Origin of the sequence: Bremerella alba (genome assembly GCF_013618625.1) — a bacterium.
Lineage (GTDB): Bacteria > Planctomycetota > Planctomycetia > Pirellulales > Pirellulaceae > Bremerella > Bremerella alba.
Genome location: NZ_JABRWO010000007.1, coordinates 76,782 through 101,532 on the forward strand (window position 1 = coordinate 76,782; position 24,751 = coordinate 101,532).

22 protein-coding genes are annotated in these 24,751 nt (G+C 53.8%); 17 read left to right on the top strand and 5 right to left on the bottom strand.

Annotated elements, in window-relative coordinates; translation table 11 throughout:
* Window positions 1-15: 15 nt before the first annotated feature.
* On the bottom strand, window positions 16-903 hold the full coding sequence (locus HOV93_RS13070) for an SMP-30/gluconolactonase/LRE family protein (protein ID WP_207396955.1): 888 nt from the start codon (window positions 901-903) through the stop codon (window positions 16-18).
* Between the two features lie 153 nt (window positions 904-1,056).
* Here HOV93_RS13070 and HOV93_RS13075 point away from each other — a divergent pair, with 153 nt between their 5' ends.
* Window positions 1,057-2,040, top strand: a complete 984-nt coding sequence (locus HOV93_RS13075) for a 3'(2'),5'-bisphosphate nucleotidase (protein WP_207396956.1) — start codon at window positions 1,057-1,059, stop codon at window positions 2,038-2,040.
* Window positions 2,041-2,064: 24 nt separating this feature from the next.
* Here the strand turns inward: HOV93_RS13075 and HOV93_RS13080 are convergent, their stop codons facing one another.
* The 3 genes from HOV93_RS13080 to HOV93_RS13090 form a co-directional block, all read right to left on the bottom strand.
* Window positions 2,065-2,406, bottom strand: a complete 342-nt coding sequence (locus HOV93_RS13080) for a Rieske (2Fe-2S) protein (RefSeq protein ID WP_207396957.1) — start codon at window positions 2,404-2,406, stop codon at window positions 2,065-2,067.
* A gap of 15 nt (window positions 2,407-2,421) precedes the next feature.
* The gene (locus HOV93_RS13085; protein ID WP_235990304.1) at window positions 2,422-3,480 is read right to left on the bottom strand and encodes a 3-deoxy-7-phosphoheptulonate synthase; all 1,059 of its coding nucleotides are present in this window, start codon (window positions 3,478-3,480) and stop codon (window positions 2,422-2,424) included.
* A gap of 146 nt (window positions 3,481-3,626) precedes the next feature.
* Complete coding sequence (locus tag HOV93_RS13090; RefSeq protein ID WP_207396958.1) at window positions 3,627-4,118, bottom strand: hypothetical protein; 492 nt, start codon at window positions 4,116-4,118, stop codon at window positions 3,627-3,629.
* Between the two features lie 80 nt (window positions 4,119-4,198).
* On the opposite strand from HOV93_RS13090, the gene HOV93_RS13095 reads away from it, so the two are divergent.
* The 14 genes from HOV93_RS13095 to HOV93_RS13160 all read left to right on the top strand — a co-directional run bounded on the left by HOV93_RS13095 (window position 4,199) and on the right by HOV93_RS13160 (window position 20,695).
* Window positions 4,199-5,584, top strand: coding sequence for an ATP-binding protein (locus HOV93_RS13095; protein WP_207396959.1), 1,386 nt, complete (start codon window positions 4,199-4,201; stop codon window positions 5,582-5,584).
* A gap of 97 nt (window positions 5,585-5,681) precedes the next feature.
* A complete protein-coding gene (locus tag HOV93_RS13100) occupies window positions 5,682-6,215 on the top strand; it encodes a response regulator transcription factor (RefSeq protein ID WP_207396960.1) in 534 nt (177 codons plus the stop codon).
* A gap of 261 nt (window positions 6,216-6,476) precedes the next feature.
* Entirely contained in the window at window positions 6,477-7,184 is a 708-nt protein-coding gene (locus tag HOV93_RS13105) for a cytochrome c3 family protein (RefSeq protein WP_207396961.1), read from the top strand.
* Window positions 7,172-10,357, top strand: a complete 3,186-nt coding sequence (locus tag HOV93_RS13110; protein WP_235990306.1) for a TAT-variant-translocated molybdopterin oxidoreductase — start codon at window positions 7,172-7,174, stop codon at window positions 10,355-10,357. The genes HOV93_RS13105 and HOV93_RS13110 overlap by 13 nt, the downstream gene beginning before the upstream one ends.
* A 66-nt stretch (window positions 10,358-10,423) precedes the next feature.
* A complete protein-coding gene (gene nrfD, locus HOV93_RS13115) occupies window positions 10,424-11,845 on the top strand; it encodes an NrfD/PsrC family molybdoenzyme membrane anchor subunit (protein WP_207396962.1) in 1,422 nt (473 codons plus the stop codon).
* Window positions 11,846-11,885: 40 nt separating this feature from the next.
* Window positions 11,886-13,343: a quinol:electron acceptor oxidoreductase subunit ActD gene (locus tag HOV93_RS13120; protein ID WP_207396963.1), complete on the top strand. Its 1,458-nt coding sequence runs from the start codon at window positions 11,886-11,888 to the stop codon at window positions 13,341-13,343.
* Between the two features lie 5 nt (window positions 13,344-13,348).
* Window positions 13,349-14,602 carry a quinol:cytochrome C oxidoreductase gene (locus HOV93_RS13125; RefSeq protein ID WP_207396964.1) on the top strand — a complete coding sequence of 418 codons (1,254 nt, stop codon included), beginning with the start codon at window positions 13,349-13,351 and terminating at the stop codon, window positions 14,600-14,602.
* 12 nt (window positions 14,603-14,614) lie between these two features.
* Window positions 14,615-14,998 (top strand): hypothetical protein, encoded by a 384-nt coding sequence (locus HOV93_RS13130; RefSeq protein ID WP_207396965.1) that lies wholly within the window; start codon window positions 14,615-14,617, stop codon window positions 14,996-14,998.
* Between the two features lie 27 nt (window positions 14,999-15,025).
* The gene (locus tag HOV93_RS13135; RefSeq protein ID WP_207396966.1) at window positions 15,026-15,898 is read left to right on the top strand and encodes an SCO family protein; all 873 of its coding nucleotides are present in this window, start codon (window positions 15,026-15,028) and stop codon (window positions 15,896-15,898) included.
* 47 nt (window positions 15,899-15,945) lie between these two features.
* Window positions 15,946-16,947: a cytochrome c oxidase subunit II gene (coxB, locus tag HOV93_RS13140; RefSeq protein ID WP_235990308.1), complete on the top strand. Its 1,002-nt coding sequence runs from the start codon at window positions 15,946-15,948 to the stop codon at window positions 16,945-16,947.
* A 22-nt stretch (window positions 16,948-16,969) separates the two neighbouring features.
* On the top strand, window positions 16,970-18,676 hold the full coding sequence (locus HOV93_RS13145) for a cytochrome c oxidase subunit I (RefSeq protein ID WP_207396967.1): 1,707 nt from the start codon (window positions 16,970-16,972) through the stop codon (window positions 18,674-18,676).
* A gap of 61 nt (window positions 18,677-18,737) precedes the next feature.
* Window positions 18,738-19,646, top strand: a complete 909-nt coding sequence (locus tag HOV93_RS13150; RefSeq protein ID WP_207396968.1) for a cytochrome c oxidase subunit 3 family protein — start codon at window positions 18,738-18,740, stop codon at window positions 19,644-19,646.
* A 20-nt stretch (window positions 19,647-19,666) separates the two neighbouring features.
* Window positions 19,667-20,053, top strand: coding sequence for a cytochrome C oxidase subunit IV family protein (locus HOV93_RS13155; protein WP_207396969.1), 387 nt, complete (start codon window positions 19,667-19,669; stop codon window positions 20,051-20,053).
* A gap of 78 nt (window positions 20,054-20,131) precedes the next feature.
* Entirely contained in the window at window positions 20,132-20,695 is a 564-nt protein-coding gene (locus tag HOV93_RS13160; protein ID WP_207396970.1) for a cytochrome c oxidase subunit 3, read from the top strand.
* Here the strand turns inward: HOV93_RS13160 and HOV93_RS13165 are convergent.
* The gene (locus HOV93_RS13165) at window positions 20,692-22,617 is read right to left on the bottom strand and encodes an ATP-binding cassette domain-containing protein (protein WP_207396971.1); all 1,926 of its coding nucleotides are present in this window, start codon (window positions 22,615-22,617) and stop codon (window positions 20,692-20,694) included. The two genes, HOV93_RS13160 and HOV93_RS13165, sit on opposite strands and share 4 nt — an antisense overlap.
* A gap of 383 nt (window positions 22,618-23,000) precedes the next feature.
* Here HOV93_RS13165 and HOV93_RS13170 point away from each other — a divergent pair, with 383 nt between their 5' ends.
* Both HOV93_RS13170 and HOV93_RS13175 read left to right on the top strand, forming a co-directional pair.
* Window positions 23,001-23,384 (top strand): hypothetical protein, encoded by a 384-nt coding sequence (locus tag HOV93_RS13170; protein WP_207396972.1) that lies wholly within the window; start codon window positions 23,001-23,003, stop codon window positions 23,382-23,384.
* Between the two features lie 475 nt (window positions 23,385-23,859).
* On the top strand, window positions 23,860-24,702 hold the full coding sequence (locus tag HOV93_RS13175; RefSeq protein WP_207396973.1) for a TIGR01457 family HAD-type hydrolase: 843 nt from the start codon (window positions 23,860-23,862) through the stop codon (window positions 24,700-24,702).
* Window positions 24,703-24,751 lie beyond the last annotated feature (49 nt).

The following is a 24,751-nucleotide window of genomic DNA, read 5'->3' on the forward strand; positions in this document are numbered from 1 at the left end:
CCCTGCCAAGTCAATTTAACCGGCAAATGGAAATGTGGCCGCTCCATTGAGTCCAGGCTGACAGCGAAAAATGCCTCCAGCTTGGGGAAACTGCTTGAGCTGCTCGTCACTTAAGCCTTTGCGGGGCGTGGCGATATAGAGTTGATCGAGGTTTTCTCCCCCGAAGCAACACGACGTAACATTCGGACAGGGGATTTCGATCTTCCCGAGCAGTTCCCCAGAGCGCGGATCCCAACGGCAAACCGCTGCGCCACCCCACATCCCGGTCCACAGCATTCCTTCCGCATCGATCGTCATTCCGTCCGGCTTGCCAATTCCCAGCGATTCCGGAATATCGACCACCATGCGCCGATTGCTGATGTGACCGGTCTCGATGTCGTAGTCGAATGCGTCGATCTTCCGCGTGGCCGTATCGATGTAATAGAACAGCTTGTGATCAGGCGACCAGCAAAGCCCGTTGCTATTCACGACGCCTGGCACAACTGTTTCGTAGTTAAATTGGCTGTCGAAACGGTAGCAATTGGCGTCACCTGGCGTGCGTGTGTCGGAAATCGTGCCGGCAAACAACCTACCCCTTGGGTCGCATTTTGCGTCGTTAAATCGAGTGGTGGCCGAGTTAGTATCGGGGTTAGCCACCTTGGCGATCTCGCCCGTTTGGGGATTCAGGCGTACGATTCCCTCGCGCGTGCCCACAACAATATCTCCCTGCGAAGAGGCAATCGCGAAGCTGCATTCTTTCTCGACAGTCCAGGCCTCATTTTTTCCACTTTCAGGATCGAAACGATTCACCAGGCTGTTTTCGATATCGACCCACAGTAGTTTTCCGGTCGTGGCATCCCAGGAAGGACCTTCTCCGAGCGTCGCTTGAATATCGAGAACGCACTGAGCTTCATATGTCTGCATAAGATTATCCGCCGGTCCGCTATGGGGTGTTGTGAAACGTCGGTAAGACTTTTTAAAATATGGAGTTGCTTGTCAATCAAGCCAGACCGCCGATCGTAGGCTGACCAGCCGCGATCTGCAAGGACATCCTCCAGCCCCCCAAGTCGCAGCCCTATGGCAGATAGCCAATACACTCAGGAACTTCGCGTCGCCGTTCATGCCGTCGTCGAAGCCAGCAAGATCTGCCGTCATATCCAATCGACGGAGGACTTTGCGGAGTTGTCGAAAAACGACCGCAGTCCGGTCACCGTCGCAGACTTTGGCAGTCAGGCCGTCGTTTGCAAAGCAATTTCCGAGGCATTTCCGGATGACCCGATGATTGCAGAAGAGGACTCGGCGGCGCTGCGTCTGCCCGATCAGGTTTCGGTGCTCAACCGGGTGGTGAAAGAAGTCGCCACGCTTGTTCCCGACGCCACCCAAGAACAAGTTCTCTCGTGGATCGATCAAGGCATCTCGCGAGATCCGGCTCCGCGGACTTGGACCTTAGACCCTATCGATGGCACCAAAGGTTTTCTGCGTAACGAACAATACGCGATCGCTTTAGCACTGCTGGTCGATGGCCAGGTGAAGGTCGCGGCACTTGCCTGTCCCAATCTCGGCACGATTGAAAGTGACGAAATCGGCTACCTCTTTACAGCCGTTCGGGGTGAAGGCGCCTACGTTTCTCCGCTGTCCGACCCCATCGATCGTACCCGAATCACGACATCCGGATGCATCATCGGGCGTGACGCACGTTTCTGCGAATCGGTCGAGTCGGGGCACAGCGATCACAGCTGGTCGTCGGAGATCGCCCACGAACTGGGGATCACGCGTGATTCGGTTCGACTCGATAGTCAGGCTAAATATGCCGTCGTTGCCCGCGGCGAGGCCGAGATCTACTTACGGCTTCCGACCAAGCCTGGCTATGTCGAAAAGATCTGGGACCATGCGGCAGGCTCGCTCGTGATCGAAGAAGCAGGCGGGACGGTCACCGACATCCACGGCCATCCGCTCGACTTTTCGCGGGGTGCATTGCTTTCCGAAAACCAGGGCATCATCGCCACCAACGGCGCGCTGCATTCGGCGGTTACCTCTGCTGTGAAGAAGGTCGAAACCTAGGCGATTATTCGTCAAAACGACTTGCTAAATCAGCCGTACCGTGCTGGGTACGGCGGGAAGCTCGACCAAGATCTGATCGTCATCGGTACGGACCACGTACGTCTTCACATTGAAACGCTCGGCATCCGCATCAAGATACTTGCCGTCCGAGAGTCGAAATCGCCAAAGATGCACCGGGCACGACACAACCCCATCGCATATGCCCCCTTTGGCAAGATTGGCCCCTGCATGAGGGCACATCGCGTCGATGGCGAAGAGACCTTCGTCCGTTTTGAACAAGCCAATCCACTGGTCGTCGACAACGACCAACCTTCCTCCTTGCTGGGGAAGGTCAGGCATCGTCGCGAGTGGGACGAAATGAGACACGACGAAATAGTCGTCCTAAGCAGAGACTAGCGACTTGAGACGTTCGTGTGCTTCAAGAAGCAACTGCTCGGTCTCGTCCCAGCCGATGCAGGCATCGGTGATCGAGACACCAAACTCAAGCTTGCTGGGGTCTTCGGTCAGCTTTTGGTTGCCCGCCATGAGATTGCTTTCCAGCATCAAACCGGCAATCGCACGACTTCCTTCCATCCGCTGATCGAGGACATCGCGAAAGACGCCGGCCTGCCGGGTATGATCCTTGAGCGAATTTCCGTGACTGCAGTCGACCAACAATCTGGCCGGCAAGTCTCTCTTGTTCAGCGCGGCAATGGCTTCTTCCACTGACTCGCGCGAATAGTTCGGGCCGGAACGGCCACCACGCAGAATCAAATGCCCCCAAGGATTCCCCTTCGAGTGAACCACGCAAGTCGCACCTTCTGGATCAATTCCCAGAAAACTGTGAGGGGCGTTCGACGAGGTCATGGCGTCGAGAGCAATCTGCAAGTCGCCGTCGGTTCCGTTCTTGAACCCGATCGGCATCGACAATCCGCTGGCCATCTGACGATGCGTGGGCGATTCGGTCGTTCGCGCACCAATCGAAGCCAACGAAATCAGGTCGGCGATATACTGCGGCGAGATCGGCTCAAGCGCTTCGCTGGCAGACGGAATTCCGATCTCCGCGAGCGTCAACAGCAGTCTGCGAGCCATTCGATACCCTTCGACCATGTCGAAGGTATCGTTCAGGTGAGGGTCGTTGATCAACCCTTTCCAGCCAACCGTCGTGCGAGGCTTCTCGAAGTAAACCCGCATGACAACGAGCATGGTATCGGAAACCTGATCGGAAAGCTTCTTTAGTCGCTTTCCATATTCAATGGCCATGTCGACATTGTGAATCGAGCAAGGGCCCACAACGGCAATCAGGCGATCCTCGTCCCCAGCCAATATCTTCTGGATATGCTGACGCGAATCGAAAACAAATTCCTGGGCAGCCTCCGAGCTAGGAAATTCTCGCTTGATCTCACTCGGTGGAGCCAGCTTTTCAATTCGGTGAACGTTGATGTTGTCGGTCTGGTGCATGATCCTGCCTACAAGGGCCGCCTAATCGAACGAGGGAAACCTCTATCATGTATCAACACCTACGATTCTCCTAGGCGGCTAGTAGCCAGGGGGGATAAAATCGGAGGTGGAAGGAGGGATTTTGCCGATTTAAGCGGGAATATTATTCATTTCCCGGGGGCCTCATTCTGGTTGTCATCCTCAGCAGAAGCCTGAAGTTCGCTCAATAGCTGGTTCGAATGTCGTTCCAAAACGCCTCGCGAATTGTCTTCCAGTTTGGCGTAAACACCGATTTCGGTCAGTTGATGGCTCTCGGGATCGAAGTGAATTCCATTTTTGCGATTGAACGCACCCAGCGCAATGATCATCTCTTCCCCGCCGGGAAGTTCATTTTTGCTGTAGAAGTGAAAGGCATCGTTGAGGGTAATTCCGATGTTAGCCAAAGGCTTATCGGACTTGTTTTTCACGATCAACGCCATTTCTGAGTCGACTTCCGCGATACGAATGACCAGCGGAAGCACGTTATCCGACTTTTTAGGGAGAGAAATCCACAGAAAAATCAGCATCGAGATAGGCAGCAAGATCACCACGGCCAGAAAGCACGTGAGTCCGAATCTCGAAAGCCGAAGCGTATTGGGATCTTGAGCGATTTCGTTCATCAATTAATCTGTCCTCAGGCAAGCACTGCCTTGTTACTTACTATTTTTCGCTTCCAACCCACAAGCCGGCTACCCGCCTCATGCCGCAAACTTCCCATTTTGATAACGGCCGTCCCCTCCTGGAAGGGCGCAAGGCACGACTGACGATCAATACGGCCTGGCTTATCAAATTACGCTGGGTGGCGGCATTCGGTCAGTGGATCACGATCGCAACGGCCATGTTTCTGCTGGGCATCGAGATTCGCTGGCAACCTCTGGCCACCATTATCTTCTTAACCGCCAGCAGCAACTTGCTGCTCACCTATTTATTCGAATCTCTACGATCTCGTGACCTGAAAAGCCTAACCTCCTGGGAATCCCTTTTGTTTGCCGTCATGCTGATGGACTTGGGTTTTCTTACTGCGATGCTTTATTTTACCGGAGGCATCACCAACCCGTTTGCTGTGTTTTACTTGGTGAACTTGGCCCTGGCCGCAATCGTGCTGACCCCCAGGAACATAGGCATTCTCGCCTTGGTGACGGTGGGGTGTATCGGCTTGCTACTGTTGGCCAGTTTTCCGCTGAAGATTCTGGGAAACTGGCAAATCGACATTTTGGCTACAAGCACGATCCCGGTCCATGTCCTATTGGCTGGAACTTCGGTCGCCCTGGTCACATGTGCCATGGTCGTGGTGTACTTTACCACACGCTTAAACGTCGAGCTGCAGCGAAAAGAAGCCAGCCTACGACTGAACGAAATGAAGCAGGCACGTAGCGAGAAGCTAGAAGCTTTGGGCACTTTAGCGGCAGGCGCGGCTCATGAACTGTCGACCCCCTTGGCCACCATTGCCGTCGTAGCCAAAGAAGTACAGCGAGAACTGGCACAGGTTGAGGTAACCGCAGAGATCAAGGAGGATATCTCGCTCATACGTAGCGAACTCGATCGCTGTAGGGCAATTCTAGATCAGATGTCGACCGACGCCGGCCAGGCAACCGGGGAACCCATCGTTCGCATTACGGCGGGTAAACTGCTAGAAGAGGTCACCGAACGGATCGATGTTCAGCATAGACGCCGCATTAACGTCGATCGCAACATCCCCGAGGTGGAAATCAATGCTCCACTTCACCTCCTCTCGCAGGCCATCCGCGGACTGGTAAAGAATGCCATCGACGCCACGCCAGCCACCGAGTCGATTCAGCTGCACCTTGGTGCGACGCAAGAAAGCTTGATCGTTTCGATCCGAGATCGTGGTATGGGGATGCCACCTCATATCCTGGCGCGGATCGGCGAACCCTTTTTCACCACTAAAGAGCCCGGCTCTGGTACGGGGCTGGGTGTGTTTTTAGCGAAAAACGTCGTGGAAAAGCTCGACGGCGACGTGACCATCGATTCGGTGCCTGACCAGGGAACGACAGTGATCGTGCGAATCCCTCGCATTGCGACCATAAATAATGAAAAAACCCTGCCGAACCCTCGCAGTGACTGATAGGAATTTCCTTCGGTATTTCCTATAGTCAATGTTCTGACGCCGCCATGACTAGTCAGGTCAGCACCTAGCTACGCATTCCGGAATCGGCGAGACCATGCTGCGACCCACAATTCTCCTCGTCGATGACGACGATATCTTGCGGAACCGACTGACCCGGGCGTTCTCGTCACGTGGCTTCGATGTTTACGCTGCCAAGACCAAAGAGGATGCCGTTGCGCAGGCAGAAGAGGCTCAGCCCGACCGCGCCGTCTTAGACCTGAAGATGCCAGAAACTTCAGGGATTGAAGTTCTCAAAGATCTGCTTAAAGTATCTCCCGTAACGCAGGCCGTTATCCTGACCGGCTACGGCAGCATCACCAATGCGGTTGAAGCGGTTCGCCTGGGAGCGGTTAACTACCTGACCAAGCCTGCAGATGTGGATGAAATATTAGCTGCTTTTGGCAATCAAGAAGCAGCAACACCAGACACCAACTGCCAATCATACAACCCACAATCACTTGCTGAAGCCGAGTGGGAACACATTCACCGAGTCCTGAACGACTGCGGTGGCAACCTATCGGAAGCGGCAAGATTGTTGGATATACCGAGACGAACGCTTCAGCGAAAACTAAAGAAACTCGCTCCTTAAGGTGGATTTAAACCACGCCCCCCATTCTAGTGCGACCTATTGTCACGTCGTACGAAAGTGATGGTTATTTTAGGATTTACACGCTGATAGCAACAAGCTGAAACTCCTCTTCGGACAACGGCTTTTTGTTAACAACGTTGCAATTATCAACAATTTGCTTTGCTTGAGTTCTGGCCGGATGCCTAGCTCCGGACGGCCCTTGGGCTTGGCAGTTTTCCGTCGCCGTGTCTCCTTGCGAGACAAATAACGACTGAGAAAGTCATGGACCGCTTTCTATTCCCTAGATGGGTAAATAAGTTCGTACCACTCATGTTTGGCGTTGTGCTTGTTGGCGCCGCTTATGGTGGATCCGTGCTTTTTGTCACCACGTCGCCCGAGATTCTCAATCGGGGCTACCGACCAGAGCAGCCAGTTCCTTTCAGCCATAAGCTTCACGCTGGGCGTTTGAAAATGGACTGCCGCTACTGCCACAACACGGTTGAGAAGGCCAGCCACGCGGCGGTTCCTCCGACGGAAACGTGTGGTAACTGCCACAGCGGTGCCGACTCGACCGGGGCTTCCAAGTACGCCGCGGTCCACGCGACGAGCGTCGCCCTTGAGCCGGTTCGCGAGAGCCTGGCCACCGGCGAGTCGATCGACTGGATGCGGGTACATAACATGCCTGACTTCGTCTTCTTCAATCATAGCGCTCACGTAACCCAAGGGGTTTCCTGCGTCGAGTGCCATGGACGCGTCGACAAGATGGACGTCGTCCAGGTGATGGAGCCGATCTCGATGTCGTGGTGCCTGGAATGTCACCGCAATCCTGACTCGCACATTCGCCCAGCTGATGAAGTCACGAATCTGGCTTGGGGAACCGAGGCCGGCGGCAACGAGATGTCGGAAGAAGAGAAGCGTCTGCTCGGCAAGCAACTGCGTGAAGAGTTGAACATTAACCCATCGACCAACTGCTCGACATGTCATCGATAATGCCTGAGAACAAAAAACCGAAATACTGGCGTAGCCTCGATCAACTCGAGGGAACCCCTGAATTCGAGCAGTTCCTGAGACAAGAATTTCCGGAAGCTGCCGAAGAGGCTCCCACCGGTCTGCCGCGTCGTCGCTGGATGCAGCTGATGGGTGCCTCGCTGGCCCTAGCCACCGGTGCCGCCGGCTGTCGCTACCCAGAAGAAGAAGTGATCGGCTTCCGCTACCCGGAAGAAGAGATCGCTCCTTTCTCGCGACGCCCTGATGGTCGTATTCCTGGCAAGCCAGAGCAGTTCGCCACGACATTAACCGTCGCCGGTAAGACCTGCCCTGTCGTCGCCACCAGCTACGATGGCCGTCCGATCAAAATTGACGGCAACCAACTGCATCCGATGGTTGCTGGTGCCGATGCCTACGCCCAGGCCACCCTCTTGCACCTGTATGACCCCGATCGCAGCCAGTACCCGATCGAACGGGACGTCAATGGCCAACATACGCGATCTTGGGACGAATTCACCGTTTGGTGGAAAGAGCAGTCCAAGAAGCTCGAAGGTGGCAACTCGTCGAAGTTGGCTATCCTTCACCAGACCAACACCTCGCCGACCGTTCTCGCCCAGATGAACGAAGTGGCGAAGAAGTTCCCGCAAGCCAAGTGGTTTCAGTACGAGCCGATCACCGGCAACACCACGCTAGGAACCGAGCTGGCCTTCGGCCAGAAACTGCGTCCAATGTTGAAGCTTGAATCGGCGGACATCATCGTCGATCTGAGTGCCGACATCCTGGGCGAGCATGTGAGCCACGGCATCAACAGCCGCGAGTTCGCCAAGCGTCGCACGCCTGAAGATGGCCCGATGAGCCGGCTATACGTTGTCGAGAGCCGCTTCTCGACCACCGGCATGTCCGCAGATCACCGCCTGGCGGTCTCCGCTTCCCAGATGCCCAGCTTTGTGGCCGACCTGGAACAGAAGCTTGACGCCGCCCTCGAAAACGGCGAAACGAAAGAGCCACCCGCTGAAAAGATCGACATCGTGGTCGCTGCCATGGTGAACGACTTGATCAGCCACAAAGGCAAGAGCCTCGTCGTCGGTGGTGAAACACTCGACGCCGAAACCCAGGCCCGCATTTGGCGAATCAACAACAAACTGGAAAACCTCGGCCAGACCGTCACCTTCATCGAAGAACCCAAGCTGGCTCGCGACAACGTCGGTACGATCGAAGATCTGACCACGGCAATGAACGCCGGCCAAGTCGATACGGTTATCTTCCTGGGTGGTAACCCCATCTACGATGCTCCTACCGATGTCGACTTCAACGCCGCAATGGATAAGACCAACACCCAGGTCTACTTTGGTAATTACGAAACCGAGACTTCCCAGAAGTGCTCGTGGCACGTGGCCGCTTCGCATGGATTGGAACAGTGGGGCGACGCGATCGCCTACGATGGCAGCTTCTGCATCGCCCAGCCGCTGATCTCGCCGATCTTCAAGACCAAGAATCCGATTGAATTCCTCAGCATCATTGCTGGTTCGCCCATCAGTGAAACTCTGGAAGCCGTCAAGCAGACGGTCGCCTCCGCGTTCTCCGGCTCGGTAAGCGAAGCTGCATGGACCAAAGTGCTACACGATGGATTCATTGCCGACTCTGCCTCGGAAGCCACCAGTGTCACGGTCGACACCGCGTTGGATTTGGGCAACGTGTCCGTTTCCACTTGGCGAACAGGTTTGGGCGATGCCTATGAGGTGATATTCCACCCAGGCGCCGGCACCTACGACGGTCGCTTTGCCAACAACGGCTGGCTCCAGGAACTGCCGGAGCCGATCACCAAGGTGACCTGGGACAACGTCGTCACGATGAGCCCCAAGACAGCCGAAAAGATCGGCGTCGGTCAGGCCGAGTTGATGGAAATCTCGGCGAACGGCAACACGGTGACGCTGCCGGTCTTTATTCAACCTGGTCAAGCACACGGCACACTGGCCGTGGGTCTCGGTTATGGCCGCACGCACGCAGGTGCCGTGGGTGGCAACGTGGAAGCTGATATCGCTCCGGTTGGGGTGAATGTGGGTCCGCTACGCACCAAAGAGACCATGAACCTGGCCACCGGTGTGACCGTCAACGGGACTGGTGAAACGTTCAAACTGGCCACGACTCAAGATCACTTCGCGATCGACCTACTCGGCATGCGAGAGATCGGTCGTCGTGTCGGCGAACTGGTCCGCGAAGGGACCGTCGAAGAATACGAACACCATCCAGACTTCGCCAAGCACGTCGTTCACCATCCACCGCTTGAATCCCTGTGGGAAGAGCAGGAATGGATGAAGGAATCGTACGACGGCCACGCTTGGGGCATGTCGATCGACCTGACCAAATGCACCGGCTGCAATGCGTGTACGATTGCCTGCCAATCGGAAAACAACGTTCCGATCGTCGGTAAGGAAGCAGTCTCGGTGGGACGTGAGATGCACTGGATTCGTATCGACCGCTACTTCAGCGGCGACATGGAAGATCCCAAGGCAGTCACCCAACCGGTTACCTGTCAGCAGTGCGAAACGGCTCCTTGTGAAAGTGTTTGCCCCGTCGCAGCCACGGTTCACAGCGATGAAGGCCTGAACGACATGGTCTACAACCGCTGTATCGGTACACGCTACTGCGGTAACAACTGTCCCTATAAGGTTCGCCGCTTCAATTACCTCGACTGGCGTGCCAGTGACAACCGCTTTGAAGAAGGCAACCAGGAACTAGCCAAGCTGATCTTCAACCCTGAGGTTACCGTGCGTAACCGCGGTGTGATGGAGAAGTGCACCTACTGCGTGCAGCGAATCCAAAACACGAAGATTGAAGCCAAAGCCGATCGCCGAGCCATTGGACCGAACGAAATTCAGGTCGCCTGTCAGGAAGCCTGTTCTTCCAATGCGATCGAGTTCGGCGACTTGAACAATCCCGAAAGCAAGGTCGCCAAGGCCCACGCTAACCCGCGATCGTATTCGATGCTCGCCGAGCTGAATACCAAGCCACGCACGCGTTACCTGGCTCGGATCACCAACCCGCATCCTTGGTTGGCTCCGGAAGAATCGGACCATCACGGTCACGGTGATCATGATTCAGACCACGCCCACGAGCATGGTGAAGGTGATCACGACCACGATCATGACCTCGAAAAAGTAGAAGAGAAGCAGTAATCGCTTTTCAACCGTTTTTCATAATCCCTCAGAAGTAAGCCAAAGTTCACATAACCAAGAGTACGAATGGCCACCGTAAACGAAGTCATTGACACCACGATCGACGATCCGGGCAACCGGACGCCGCTTGTGATTGGCGGGCACGACTACGGCTCGATTACCCGGTTGGTGTGCGGCATCAACGAGAGCAAGACGCCTATTGCGTGGTATGTCGCCATGCTCGCGTCGTTGAGCTTGTTAGGCATGCTGGGCGGTCTGGTCGGCTACCTGATCTTCACCGGTGTCGGTGTCTGGGGTAATAACAACCCGGTTTACTGGGGTTTCCCGATCGTGAACTTCGTGTTCTGGGTCGGTATTGGTCACGCCGGAACGCTGATTTCCGCGATTCTGTTTATCTTCCGTCAGAACTGGCGGACGAGTATCAACCGTTTTGCTGAAGCGATGACGATCTTCGCGGTCGTCTGTGCAGGCCTGTTCCCTGGTATTCACATCGGTCGTGTATGGGTCTTCTACTGGTTATTTCCACTGCCCAGTTTGCAGCTGTCGATGTGGCCTCAGTTCCGTAGCCCGCTGCTATGGGACGTGTTCGCCGTTTCGACGTATGCGACCGTTTCGTTGATCTTCTGGTACACCGGCATGATTCCGGATCTGGCGACCTTGCGAGATCGTACCGACAACAAGATTCTCCGTATCGTCTACTCGATTTTGTCGCTCGGCTGGACCGGTTCAGCTCGTGCCTGGTCGCGATATGAAAAAGCTTACACGCTGTTCGCTGCCTTGGCGGCACCGCTCGTTCTTTCGGTGCATACGATCGTTAGTTTCGACTTTGCCGTTTCGCAGCTTCCCGGGTGGCACACGACCATCTTCCCTCCTTACTTCGTCGCTGGTGCGGTGTTCTCTGGATTCGGGATGGTGCTGACGTTGATGGTCCCGGCCCGGCAATTGTTTGGTCTGAAGGACGTTGTGACCATTCGTCACCTGGAAAACGTCTGCAAGATTCTCCTGGCGACCGGTACGATGGTCGGATATGCCTATGCGATCGAATTTTTCATCGCCTGGTATGGCGGCAACATGTACGAAGGCTTCGCATTCATCAACCGTGCATTCGGTCCCTACTGGTGGGCATACTGGATCATGGTTTCCTGCAATGTGATCAGCCCGCAGTTGTTCTGGTTTAAAGTATGCCGCACGACACCATGGCTCATGTTCACCATTAGTATCTTCGTGAACATTGGTATGTGGTTCGAGCGATTTGTGATTACGGTCACCTCGCTGGCCCGAGACTTCCTGCCATCCTCGTGGGGCATGTTTGAGCCTACATGGGTCGACTATGGAATGCTCGTGGGCAGCTTTGGGTTGTTCTTCACCCTGTTTTTGCTGTTCGTCCGTTTCGGTCCTATCGTCGCAATGGCAGAAGTCAAATCGGTGATGCCTCACCCGCATTCCCCGGTTCACGACAATCCTCAAGCGGCAGCAGACCACGCGTAACAAGTCATTTTCCCTGAGTTATCAGCAGGGCCATAAATAGATGTCACAAGAAGCGAACAACTCGGAACCTAAGCTGCTCGGACTGATGGCGCAGTTCGACGACCCCGACTCCTTGTTGGCGGCGTGCGAGAAAGTGCGGAAGGCCGGTTACACCAAGACCGATGCCTACACGCCGTTTCCCCTGCATGGCATCGACGAAGCGCTCGGAATCAAGCCGACCATCCTGCCATGGATTGTCCTCACGCTTGGTATTATTGGTGGGTTTACAGGTCTTGGTCTGCAGTACGTTACCAACGCAGACTGGTACCCGTTCATCATTTCAGCCAAGCCTGTGTGGAGCTTGCCGGCCAATATTCCGGTTATCTTCGAGCTGGTCATTTTGCATGCGGCGATTGCCGTGTTCATCGGCATGCTGTTTTTGAACAAGCTGCCCACGTTCTCGAATCCACTGTTTCGCGTACCTGAGTTTGCTCGGGCAACGGACGACAAGTTCTTCTTGACCATTGATGCCACCGACGAGAAGTACAAGCCCAACAAGACGCGTGAACTGCTCGACGGACTGTTGGGACAGACCGATGTCATCGAGGTCTTTCACGACCCGACCCCGGCTGAACTTCCGAAGATCATCAAGTTCGTGGGCATCGGTGCGGCCGTCGTGGCCTTGATTCCTCCGATCTTGCTGTGGCGAGCCCTTTACCAAACATCGACCGTTCCACGTATCAACCCGATTCGTGACATGGATATCCAGTTACGTGGCGACACACAAACCAAGAGCCCTGTCTTCGCCGACGGTCGCACGATGCGTCCTCGCATTCCTGGAACCGTCGCTCGTGGTGAATGGGTCGATCCGATCATGCTGACCGGAATCGTTCCAGAAGCAGGCGAGCAAAACGTCCTGTTCCTACAGGATGAAGTGCCCCCCGCCGAAGACGAAGAGAAACCGGCCGAGGAAGAAAAGCCCGCCGACGATCAACCGGCGGAAGACAAGCCAGAAGCCGAAGAGCCTGCTGATCAAGAGCCCATGGCCGACGCAAAAGCAGCTGAGGGTGATCCTGCAGAAGAGAATCCAGTTGAGGGTGAAGCTCCGGCTCAACCTGAAGAGCCGGAACCGAATTGGGTAAAGATCGCTCCGATCAACGTGACCAATGCTACGCTCGAGCGTGGACGTAACCGGTACAACATCTACTGTTCCGTTTGCCACGGTCTGGCCGGGGATGGCGACGGGCTGGTTTCGCAGCGTGCTCTGCAAATGGAACAGCCTACCTGGATTCCTCCCACGAACCTGCATACCGATTACCTGCTCATCCAGCCTGATGGCAAGTTATACAACACCATCACGCATGGTATCCGCAAGATGAAGGGTTACGGCGACCAGATTCCCGCCGAAGATCGCTGGGCGATAGTGACTTATGTGCGAGCATTGCAGAAGACACGCACCGGTACGCCGGAAGAGATTCCAGCTGTTGAGATGAAAGAATTGGAAATTAAAGGTCAGTAAGCAACATGGGCGGTCACCACAAACCAACGATCACAGTGACGGACGACGAATCGATCCGCCTCAATCCGGCTTGGCAGTCGGTGCGATTGGTGGCGATGGCGGTTGGCGTCTTGGCGCTGCTACTGGCCATGGGAATCGGAATGACGCAGGAAAGCTCTTCCTACTTCTTCCATTCCTACCTAACCAGTTTCGTCTACTTCCTGAGCATTTCGCTCGGTGCGTTGTTCTTCGTACCGATCCACCACCTAACCCGAGCCGGCTGGAGTGTCGTCGTTCGACGCGTGGCGGAATTGCTGAGCCAGAACTTGATCCCCATGGCGATCTTGTTTTTGGTGATTCTGTTTCCCATGTTGTTCGGCAGCCACACGCTGTTCGAGTGGAATGACCCGGCAAAGTGGAACGTCGACTCTCCGCAGTACGATGAGTTGATCGCCCACAAGTCCGGCTATTTGAATTCCATCTTCTTCACGATCCGCGCGATCATCTACTTCGGGACTTGGATCTGTATTGCCCGTTACTTCTACCTGAACTCGTTAGAGCAGGACGGTAACGGCGACAAGCAGATCACCTTGAAGCTTCAGAAGTGGAGTGCATTGGCGATTGTGCTGTTCGCGTTGACGGTTACCTTTGCGTCGTTCGATTGGCTGATGTCGCTCGATCCACATTGGTTCAGCACCATCTTTGGCGTGTACTTCTTTGCCGGAAGTGCACTGAGCTTCTTCGCTTTTATTACGGTCGTCCTATTCCTGCTTCAACAGGATGGGAAGATGGTCAACATCATCACCAAAGAGCATTACCACGACCTGGGTAAATACACGTTCGGTTTCACGCTCTTCTGGGGCTACATTGCTTTCAGTCAATTTCTATTGATCTGGTACGCGAACATTCCGGAAGAAACCGGTTGGTATCTGCGGAGACAAGAGAATGGCTGGGCTACGGTGGCAATCCTTTTGATTTTCGGCCATTTCTTCATACCATTTTTTGGTGTCATGTCACGGCATGTTCGCCGCAACAAATACCTCCTCACCGGGTGGGCTGTGTTCATTCTGATCATGCACTATGTAGACCTTTACTACATTGTCATGCCTCAGGTTGCCCACGGAACGGCTGCTCCAAGTTTTGGCCTGATTGATGTGTGCTGTATCGTCGGTATTGGCGGTTTATATATTAGTTCGTTGATCTGGTTCGCCACCGATAAGCCGTTGGTTCCGGTTAAGGACCCACGTCTCAGCGAATCGTTGGCACTTCAGAATCATTAATAAGGTGATTTGATGACGGAAATCACTGAAGAGACTCCTGAACAAGACGCAAATGACGCTGTCGTCGAAACTCCCGAGGCCGAGGCACAACCTGTCTCCGACGCCCCGATGTACGACGACATGAACACACCGATGATTGCCCTCGTGGGTTTCGTCAGTGCAGTGGTCACGTTCATCAGCATCATTGGACTGCAAGCGGCCTACCTGCAGTTCGAGAAACAGCAGTACGAAGATAAGGTCGTCAACGTTAAGCTAGAAGTTGAAGACAGCATCCTGAGTGCTCAAAAGGCCAAGTTGAACGACGGTTACAGCTGGGTCAACAAGGAAACAAAGACCATCGGCATGCCAATCGAGCAGGCCATGAAGGTGGTAGCAGACAAGTACGAATCGAATTAGCCCCCTACGGGATTAAACACGGATAGAATGCCAGGTTTAGGGACATTTCGTTGGGCATGGGCAGTCATCATCTGCCTGGCTCTGGCCGCATCGGCAAAGGCTCAGATTGATGAGACTCCCGACGCTGTCGATGGACTCGGAGTGACCGAGCACTTAAACGATTTACTTCCCCTAGATACGCCTTTTACCGATGATCGCGGTGCTTTGATTCGTTTGAGCGAGTATTTTGACGGCGAGAAGCCGGTCATTTTGTCGCTCAACTACTCGAATTGCCCGATGCTATGCCAACAACAGCTTAATGGTCTCGTGAGAACATTGGGCGAAATGGATGCCAGCGTCGGAGAAGACTTTCACGTGGTTTCGATCAGCATCGACCCACGCGAGTCATACCAAAAAGCAAATAAAACGCGTATGCGGTACTATCAGGAATATGACCGCCCAGGCACAGCCAACGGATGGCATTTTTTGGTAGGTGATGTTCGGTCGATTATGGCCGTTGCCAAAGCGACCGGTTTTCAATACCGCTATGTCCCAGAGCGAAAAGAATATGCCCATAACGCTGTGCTGATGTTGTGCACGCCGGATGGGCGAATTTCACGTTACATGTACGGTGTTCAATTCGACGAGCCAACTTTGCGGTTGTCTTTAGTCGAAGCGAGCGAAGGGAAGATCGGAACGACAGTCGATCAGATCCTCTTGGCCTGCTTTATGTACGACGAGACGGCAGGTCGTTACGGTCCCCAGGCCATTCGGTTGATGCAGCTTGGAGGTTTCACCACGGTGGCCTGTTTGCTGATCGGCCTGATTCCGTTCTGGGTCCTCCGGCGCAGAACGGCCACGAACGAAGCGGCTTTTAATTCCAATTCGATGGACGGCCACCTGCCGTCCAATGCGACTTAAATACGAAACCAGACAGAGACGAGATGGTCCCAGAAATAGGCTCAGCCATGTATTCCATCCTGGCGGATACCATGTTCTTCCCGCCCGAGCGGTCGTCGGTCGCTGGAACGGTAGACGGGTTGTTCGACTTTATCTACTACCTGTCGTTGTTCTTCTTCGTTCTGGTCGTCGGTTTCATGATTTACTTCGTCCTGAAGTATTATCAACGCCCCGGCCATACCGAAACGCCCTCCCCTTCGCACAACGAAGCGTTGGAAATCACTTGGAGCATTATTCCTTCCATCTTGGTAGGCGTGATCTTTTTCTTCGGTTTCACTGAGTATCTCAACATGCGAGAAGCTCCTGAGAATTCCTATGAAATCCAAGTCATCGCCAATAAATGGAATTGGTTGTTCCGCTATCCCAACGGGGCCGAATCGAGCGATTTGCATATACCGGTCGATCGAGACGTGAAGTTTCTTTTGCAGTCGCAAGATGTTCTTCACAGTTTCTATATCCCTGCGTTCCGCATCAAAATGGACTGCGTTCCAGGCCGTTACACCTGGACTTGGGCCAGAGCAACGGATACGACCGGTAGTGGGATTGATGACAGTTCGCACGACCCATTCCACCTTTTCTGTGCTGAGTATTGCGGTCAGAAACACTCGCAAATGCGTGCTTTAGTCTACGTTCACGAAACGGCAGACTTTGAACTATGGGTCGAAAAAGCGGCTAACATTCTGGAGAACAACACGCCAGAAGAGGCCGGTGAGATCCTTTTCAAGCGAAAGGGATGTGCTCAGTGTCACTCGTTGGATGGTGATAATTCCGCCAAGTACGCTGGTCCGCCACTCAACGGCCAATGGGGCACAGATCGACAAGTCCTTCCGCGAGGTTCCAGTTCTCCGATCACAGTTAAGATGGACGAAAACTATGTTCGTCAATCGATACGTCAACCTAACGCTGAGATCGTCGTCGGACGCAAGCCAGGCATGACCGTCTTCACGCCGCAGCTGCTCAAAGACGAAGAAATTACGGCGATCATCGCCTACTTGAAAACACTTAAGTAGAAATTAATAGGGCAGCCAAGCCATGTCCACGATTACACCTGAAACACAAATTGACAGCGGTCACAACGACGACCCCAGCTCGAACTACCTTACTAGTTCTTCTGGATTCATGTCGTGGGCTTTTACACTCGATCACAAGCGGATCGGTGTGATGTACCTCGTTGGGATTTTCGGCTCGTTTTTTCTAGGGGGCGTGCTGGCTCTCTTGTTGCGATTGCACCTGTTGGTTCCCAATGGGTTGTTTGGCGACTGGGTTTCTCTCGACCGCTACAACCAGCTGTTTACACTGCATGGTGCGGTGATGACCTTTTTGTTCATCATCCCTAGCATTCCAGCCGCTCTGGGTAACTTTGTCCTTCCACTGATGGTCGGCGCAAAGGACGTGGCGTTTCCACGTATGAACCTGGCCAGCTTCCACCTGTGGGTCTTCGGTGCGATCTTCTTCTTGATTGCCCTGGTTACCACAGGTTTGGATACCGGTTGGACCTTCTACACCCCATATAGTATTGAAACGCAAACCAACGTGATCGCCGCGACCATCGGGGCGTTCATCCTCGGTTTCAGCTCGATCTTCACCGGTTTGAACTTTATCGTCACCGTGAACACCATGCGGCCCCCAGGCATGACCTGGTTCAAGATGCCGCTGTTCATGTGGGCCATTTACGCCACGGCCATTATTCAGATTTTGGCGACGCCAATTCTGGGTATTACGCTGCTATTGCTTATGGGCGAACGTATTCTGGGTATCGGAATCTTCGATCCAAGCATGGGCGGTGACCCTGTGTTGTTCCAGCACTTCTTCTGGTTCTATTCGCACCCGGCCGTGTACATCATGATTCTTCCAGCGATGGGCATCATGAGCGAACTGATGTCGGTTTACAGCCGCAAGCCTATCTTCGGCTATACGTTCATTGCTTACAGCTCGATCGCGATCGCCTTGCTGGGCTTCCTGGTCTGGGGGCATCATATGTTCGTCAGCGGTCAGAGTCCGATGGCGGCGGTGATCTTCAGTGGCTTGACCTTTAGCGTGTCGATCCCGTCGGCGATCAAGGTCTTCAACTGGACCGCGACGATGTACAAAGGAAATATCAATCTGGCGACGCCCATGTGCTACGCCTTGTCGTTCATCTTCCTGTTCACCATCGGCGGCCTGACAGGCTTGTTCCTGGGTGCGTTGGCAACTGACATTCACTTGCACGACACCTACTTTGTCGTCGCTCACTTTCACTACGTGATGATGGGCGGAACGGTCATTGCGTTCGTCGGCGGTCTGTACCACTGGTGGCCTAAGATCTTTGGTGTGATGTACAACGAATTCTTCGGACGTCTGTTTTGTGCAGTGGTCTTCTTCGGATTCAACCTGACCTTCCTTCCGCAGTTCGTGATGGGCTCGCGCGGGATGCCACGGCGTTATGCCACTTATGTTGACGAGTACCAGATTTACCACGTCCTCTCCACGATCGGTGCGTTGACGTTGGGTATCGGGATGGTGGGCGCGATTGCCGTGCTAGTCATTTCGCTCTTCAACGGACGCAAGGCTCCGGCCAATCCATGGGGTGCGGCGACTTTGGAATGGACCTGCACCAGCCCACCTCCTTATTACAACTTTGCACATGCACCGCACGTAGGCTCCCCCTACGACTATAGCGACCTGAAATACGACGCCCGAATCGGCGGCTACGTGAAAGATCCTAACGCGTCTAAGACGACCCCGCCGGATCAACACTAAACGCGAGCCTCGGTTACTACTTATTACTTAACGTGACGACGATAAGAGACGAAATTGCCCTATGAGCGCCGCCGTCGAACCCCAAGATCAGGCCCATCATGAGGACGGTGATCATCACGGTCACAGTCCTTTCCAGGCTCACCACTTCGAAACGATGCAGCAGCAGTTCGATGCAGGTAAGCTTGGCATCTGGCTCTTTCTGTTCACGGAAATCCTGATGTTCAGCGGGCTCTTTTGTGCCTACCTGATCTACCGATATAACCACCCCGAAGTGTTCTTGTACGCTCACAAGCAACTCGACACGACAATGGGCGCCATCAATACGGTCGTGCTTATCGTGAGCAGCTTGACGATGGCTTGGGCTGTTCGTGCTGCTCAGCTTAGCCAGAAGAAACTGCTGATCTTCATGCTTAGTGCCACCCTGGCATTAGCTGGCGTGTTTTTGGTCGTTAAGTACTTCGAATACACGCACAAGTTTGATATCGGTTTGTATACCGGTCAGGCAAATGTGATGTACCAGCTTCAACATCCCGACGAAAGCGAACACAACCAAGAGCTTTACAATTCGGCAATCGCTGCCGAGAAGCACGAAAAAGCTGAGCACAAAGAAGAAGAAGAACACGCGGTTGCTGAAGCCGAACACGAGGACGCGCATCCTGAGCAGCATGCAGACGAGCACGCTTCCGGACAAGGTGACTCTCACGGGCACGGCCATGGTGGCCCTGAACAGTTCCTGGATGCTCCGCGAAACACGCAAATCTTCTTCGGCATTTATTACATGATGACCGGGCTTCACGGTTTCCATATTTTGTTTGGCATGGTCGCGATCGGATGGTTACTATTCCGCTCTATCCGCGGCGATTTTGACAGAGAGTATTTCGGTCCTGTCGACTACGTGGGCCTCTATTGGCACTTGGTCGACCTGATTTGGATCTACCTGTTCCCGCTGCTCTATCTCATTCGTTCCTAACCCCACCCGGGATGCTTGATATGTCTGACCATTCGACCAACCATTCTGATGATCACGAACATGGCTTAGGCCACGTGATGCCTTTGTCGATCCTGTTTGGGACCTTCGTGACACTGCTTTTTTTCACCGGTCTGACCGTTTTTATCGCGGATCAGGATCTGGGTGAAATCGATATTTGGATTGCTTTAGCAATCGCCACTCTGAAAGCTGGACTCGTCGCGACATACTTTATGCATCTTCGCTACGACAAGCCAATTAACGTCTTGTTGTTTTTGTTCAGCCTAGGCTTTGTGGCATTGTTCTTGGGCATTACTTTGCTTGACTCGGAACAATACCAACCACAAATCAAAGAATTCTACGAGGCGACGACGACCGTTACCGTGACGGAACCACCAGCCCCTCAATAAGCAAAATGCGAACCGGTGAGAGTCAGCGGTTGAGCCCTGACAGCGACTATGCTCAGGAATTCTTACTCTGCGGTTTCAATGCGGCGCGATGAATATCAGGCCAAGTTTGGGTTTGCCCTTTTCATCGCCTCGCTGACGATGTTTTTTCTCGCCAGTCTCGCCGCTTACGGAATTATTCGCGGTACTTCAGGTGCGCCTGCTATCTCGCTTGGGTCGTTTCCGCTGAGTCTGGTCGCCAGTACGATCAGCATGCTGGGCGTTAGCTTCGCTATGCATAAGGCCGTGATCAATGTACGCCGCGAGCGGCAGGCACGCTTCCGGCGATGGCTGATTACAGCTGCAGTGATTTCGGTCGTCTTCCTTATTTTTCAATCGCTGGGCCTGCACTCGCTTTTAGATATGCATCGAGCAGCTCTTGATGAAGGCGTCACCAAGCAATTTGGCCTGATGTTCTTCCTTGTGTTTATCCACGCCTTACATGTCGTCGGGGGCATCGCCTTTTTGAGTGGTGTCCTGGTTCGGGCTCGCCACGATGCCTATGACCATGAGAAACACTGGAGCGTCGACATCTGTGCGTTGTACTGGCACTTCTTAGATGTCGTCTGGATCGTCATGCTTGGTACGTTTCTATTGGGTCGTTAGCTTGCTTCTTTAATCGTGGCAAGTTCTTCCCACCGTTCCATGCAAGTCATCAGTTTTTCGCCGACTGCTTCCAGGCTCTGCGAGACCTGTTTGATTTCATCTTGCGGCTTTTGATAGAAACTCGGCTCGGCCATCTGGGCCTGAATTTTTTCCTGTTCCGCTTCCAGGTTTTCGATCTTCTCAGGCAGGCCGTCTAATTCTCGCTGCTCTTTGTAGCTCAACTTTCGACCGCGGGGTTTCGTGGGCTCCTGCTTTTCGGCAGTCGGCTTCGGCGTCTCGCCAGGCTTTGCTTCATTGCTGGCAGGCTCGAACGGTGGAGTTGTGTCTTTCTTATGTTGAATCAGATAGTCGTCGTAACCGCCTGCGTATTCCAGGACAACACCGTCCCCCTCGAATGAGATCGTGCTGGTCACGACGTTGTTGAGGAACTCACGATCGTGGCTTACTACCAAAATGGTGCCGGGGTAATTTACGACCAGATCTTCCAGCAGCTCCATGGTATCTGAATCGAGGTCATTGGTCGGTTCGTCCAGCACTAACACGTTCGACGGCTTGGCAAACAATTGGGCCAACAGCAACCGGTTACGTTCGCCACCGCTCAAATACTTGATGGCACGATTGGCTTGTTCTGGGGTAAAGAGGAACTCTTGCAAGTATCCCACCACGTGCTTTGAATTCCCGTTAATTTTGACGAACTCGTTGCCCTCTCCAATGTTCTCGCGCAGAGTTTGCTCTGGATCGAGCCGAGCCTGAAGCTGGTCGAAGTAGGCGATCTGCACGTTCGTCCCGATCTTAACTCCACCTTGGTCAGGCTTCATTTGCCCCAGAAGGATTCGTAGCAACGTCGACTTGCCGATACCGTTGCGTCCAATGATGCCGACCTTATCACCCCGCATAATCACGGTCGAAAAGTCGTTCACAATTCGCAGGTCGCCAAATCGATGCGCCAGCTGATCGGCCTTGAAGACCAACTGACCGGAACGATCGCCGACGTGGGCTTCCATTTTCACGCTGCCGACATGCTTGCGGCGGTCGCTGTATTGGTTTCGCATTTCCTTCAGTGCACGAACACGACCTTCGTTTCGCGTACGTCGTGCCTTGATTCCTTGGCGAATCCAGACTTCTTCCTGGGCCAGTTTCTTATTGAAAAGTGCTTGTTCCTTTTCCTCGGCCTCGAGCGCAGCGGCCTTTCGTTTTAGGTATTCGTCGTAACCGCAGGACCAACTTGTCACCCGGCCGCGATCCACATCGATAACGCGAGTCGCCAGCTTCCGAGCAAATGCCCGGTCGTGCGTTACGAAAACAATCGAGCACGAGATATTCGTTAATAGCTTTTCGAGCCACAGGATCGAATCGATGTCTAAGTGGTTGGTCGGTTCGTCCAGCAGTAAGAGGTCTGGATCGTTGACCAAGGCTCGAGCCAGCAATACCCGCCGTTTCATCCCGGCAGACAGCTTTTGAAAGACTAACTCTCCGTCGAGGCCGGTTTTTGTCAGCGTTTGCTCAATTTGATTCTGTAAATTCCAGCCATCCTGGGTGTCGATTTCGTGTTGCAGCTCATCCAGGCGTTTGGCCGTCTCATCCGTTAGATTCTCAGCCAACTGATGGGTAATCGCGTGGTACTCGCGTAGAATCTCGGCCATGCCACCGACGCCATCGGCCACCACATCGTAGACCGTCCCACGGTCGTCAGTAGGCACCGTTTGAGCCATTTGGGCTCGCGTCAGCCCCGTTGCCAGGGCAATTTCGCCATCATCCGGTATGACCTCGCCAGCCAGGATCTTCATCAGGGTTGATTTCCCAGCCCCGTTTCGCCCCATCAGGCATACCCGCTGCCCTGGCTCCAGGACGAACGATACGTCCGTGAACAGGGGCCGGTCGTGGTAAGCATGGCGAACGTTTTTTAGTGTGATCAGCGGCATAAATGTCAGTAGCCCAAGGGGTAGGCAAAAGGGGCGATTTCCTAGGATTCCAAGTCCTCTATCGTCGCGGAAATCGACGTTTAGCAAAAGGCCGGGGGTCAGGTTCTCAGCGAACAATTCACAGACAAATGAAGTCCCAGCGAACTCCTTTACCTGCCGCAGGTTCCTTTATTCATCCAGCGGCAAAGCCAAACGGTCAAGCAACTGTCTGCCAAACCGCTTTTCAGGGTTCAACTTCCACCGGGCTGATCTTGTTCAAACAATGACCGAGGCCGCATTAAGGGCGAGAATTGCCTTGCATCGATCGGGCAGGTACGGTGGGAAAGATGGTGAGTTGCCGTAATTGAGGTTTTCTTCGCACGACTCTTCCCAGGAATGCACAATTGATTTCTCGTTACACCATCTACCGACGACGTCCGCCGGATGCGTCCCCGTTACCGCAAGGGATCCGGCAAGACACCCGCCATCGCACCAAGCATATCGTCCGCCCGACGCAGATGATGGTAGTAGCCTATCTAGCCGATCCTAATGAAACGGGGTTTTCCACGTTTCAGGCATCGTATCGGGAACTTCTAACTGCCCGTTGGAATGACGATCGATCCGAGTTCGATAACCTGGCGGAATTGGCTTTCAACGAAGACGTTTACCTCGGCTGTAGTTGCCCGACCAAGAAGAATCCTGACGTTCGCCATTGTCATACTTGGATGGCACTGCAGTTCATGGCCGAGAAGTTTCCAGACCTGGAAGTGATCTTTCCTGAGAAATAAGACTAACGGAGAAGGAAACGCAATCGCCCGTGCCTACGCACTTCATCCAACAAGTGATCATGCAGTGCGTACTATTCTGTTATGACTTCTTTATTATTCGTGTCGTTTTTAGGTCTCGGTTTTTGAGGAAATTCTCGCTAGCACCTCGCTCTGGGGCCGAGTGGTTTCGTTGCGTTCACGCATTGCTGCCTCCTTCAGCACGCTTATCGCACATTGCATTGGCATAACGACCAACCAGGTAATTACGCAAAACGTACTTTTTTGCGTAAGTGAGATACTCCCCCACTAATTAAAACTGTGATGTCGTTTCCCCGCATACTCTTCAAGTGGTCACAAAAGACTCTTCCCTTACCGAAAACTTGGCATGACTCTTGCCAATTCATCGAGTGGAATTGAAAAGAGGTTTTAGGTTCGCTTGAAACTGGCCCGGAGGTAAGTTCGTCGAACCGCAACTTTTACCCGTAAGAGGTAACTGATGAGTAAGGGATTTTTGATCGACATGGATGGCGTCATGTATCGCGGGGGCCAGATGATCCCTGGCGCCGATACATTTATTCGACAGCTTCGAGATGATGGAACCCCGTTTCTATTCTTGACCAATAATAGTCAGCGAACGCGACGCGACGTCGTAACCAAATTGTCCCGCATGGGAATCGATGTGGAAGAGCAACAGGTCTTTACCTGTGCGATGGCGACCGCTCGTTTTCTCGCCGGGCAGAAGCCTAACGGCACCGCGTATGTCCTGGGCGAAGGTGGGCTGCTGAACGCGCTTCACCAAAATGGATACTCGGTCGTCGACCAAGATCCAGACTTTGTGGTTGTGGGTGAAGGCCGCACGCTGAACTGGGACATGGTCGAAACGGCAACCCAAATGATACTGGACGGGGCCAAACTGATTGCGACCAATGACGATCCGAATTGCCCCACCTGGCGCGGTACGCGTCCCGGTGCTGGGGCGACGATCGCCTTTCTCGAAAAAGCGACCGGCCGCAAGGCGCTAAGCATCGGCAAACCGAGCCCATTGATGATGCGTATGGCTCGCAAGGAGATAGGCCTGGAAACCTCCGAGACCGTGATGATCGGGGATACGATGGAAACCGATATTCTCGGTGGCGTACAGATGGGCTACCAGACGATCCTGGTGCTTACCGGCGGCACCCGTCTAGAGGATATCCCCAAGCATCCCTACCAACCGGACATGGTCATTGACTCAATCGCTGAGTTGGTGCGAAAGAAAGATGATCGCGTTGTCTTGCGGACACAGGTAACTGTACCGGACGACTCTGCCAACGAATTCGTGGCTTCGCTGCGACGATAAAAGTCCAGCAAAGCTTCGTCCCCCAAACGACGGTCACGACATCAGAGCG

What these genes read in the sequence shown, in the direction of transcription:
- HOV93_RS13075 (WP_207396956.1), top strand. Translation starts at nt 1,057, where the DNA reads ATGGCAGATAGCCAATACACTCAGGAACTTCGCGTCGCCGTTCATGCC.
- HOV93_RS13120 (WP_207396963.1), top strand. Translation starts at nt 11,886, where the DNA reads ATGTCACAAGAAGCGAACAACTCGGAACCTAAGCTGCTCGGACTGATG.
- HOV93_RS13175 (WP_207396973.1), top strand. Translation starts at nt 23,860, where the DNA reads ATGAGTAAGGGATTTTTGATCGACATGGATGGCGTCATGTATCGCGGG.
- nrfD (WP_207396962.1), top strand. Translation starts at nt 10,424, where the DNA reads ATGGCCACCGTAAACGAAGTCATTGACACCACGATCGACGATCCGGGC.
- HOV93_RS13105 (WP_207396961.1), top strand. Translation starts at nt 6,477, where the DNA reads ATGGACCGCTTTCTATTCCCTAGATGGGTAAATAAGTTCGTACCACTC.
- HOV93_RS13145 (WP_207396967.1), top strand. Translation starts at nt 16,970, where the DNA reads ATGTCCACGATTACACCTGAAACACAAATTGACAGCGGTCACAACGAC.
- HOV93_RS13125 (WP_207396964.1), top strand. Translation starts at nt 13,349, where the DNA reads ATGGGCGGTCACCACAAACCAACGATCACAGTGACGGACGACGAATCG.
- HOV93_RS13090 (WP_207396958.1), bottom strand. Translation starts at nt 4,118, where the DNA reads ATGAACGAAATCGCTCAAGATCCCAATACGCTTCGGCTTTCGAGATTC.
- HOV93_RS13110 (WP_235990306.1), top strand. Translation starts at nt 7,172, where the DNA reads ATGTCATCGATAATGCCTGAGAACAAAAAACCGAAATACTGGCGTAGC.
- HOV93_RS13135 (WP_207396966.1), top strand. Translation starts at nt 15,026, where the DNA reads ATGCCAGGTTTAGGGACATTTCGTTGGGCATGGGCAGTCATCATCTGC.
- HOV93_RS13085 (WP_235990304.1), bottom strand. Translation starts at nt 3,480, where the DNA reads ATGCACCAGACCGACAACATCAACGTTCACCGAATTGAAAAGCTGGCT.
- coxB (WP_235990308.1), top strand. Translation starts at nt 15,946, where the DNA reads ATGTATTCCATCCTGGCGGATACCATGTTCTTCCCGCCCGAGCGGTCG.
- HOV93_RS13070 (WP_207396955.1), bottom strand. Translation starts at nt 903, where the DNA reads ATGCAGACATATGAAGCTCAGTGCGTTCTCGATATTCAAGCGACGCTC.
- HOV93_RS13130 (WP_207396965.1), top strand. Translation starts at nt 14,615, where the DNA reads ATGACGGAAATCACTGAAGAGACTCCTGAACAAGACGCAAATGACGCT.
- HOV93_RS13100 (WP_207396960.1), top strand. Translation starts at nt 5,682, where the DNA reads ATGCTGCGACCCACAATTCTCCTCGTCGATGACGACGATATCTTGCGG.
- HOV93_RS13155 (WP_207396969.1), top strand. Translation starts at nt 19,667, where the DNA reads ATGTCTGACCATTCGACCAACCATTCTGATGATCACGAACATGGCTTA.
- HOV93_RS13150 (WP_207396968.1), top strand. Translation starts at nt 18,738, where the DNA reads ATGAGCGCCGCCGTCGAACCCCAAGATCAGGCCCATCATGAGGACGGT.
- HOV93_RS13095 (WP_207396959.1), top strand. Translation starts at nt 4,199, where the DNA reads ATGCCGCAAACTTCCCATTTTGATAACGGCCGTCCCCTCCTGGAAGGG.
- HOV93_RS13160 (WP_207396970.1), top strand. Translation starts at nt 20,132, where the DNA reads ATGCGGCGCGATGAATATCAGGCCAAGTTTGGGTTTGCCCTTTTCATC.
- HOV93_RS13165 (WP_207396971.1), bottom strand. Translation starts at nt 22,617, where the DNA reads ATGCCGCTGATCACACTAAAAAACGTTCGCCATGCTTACCACGACCGG.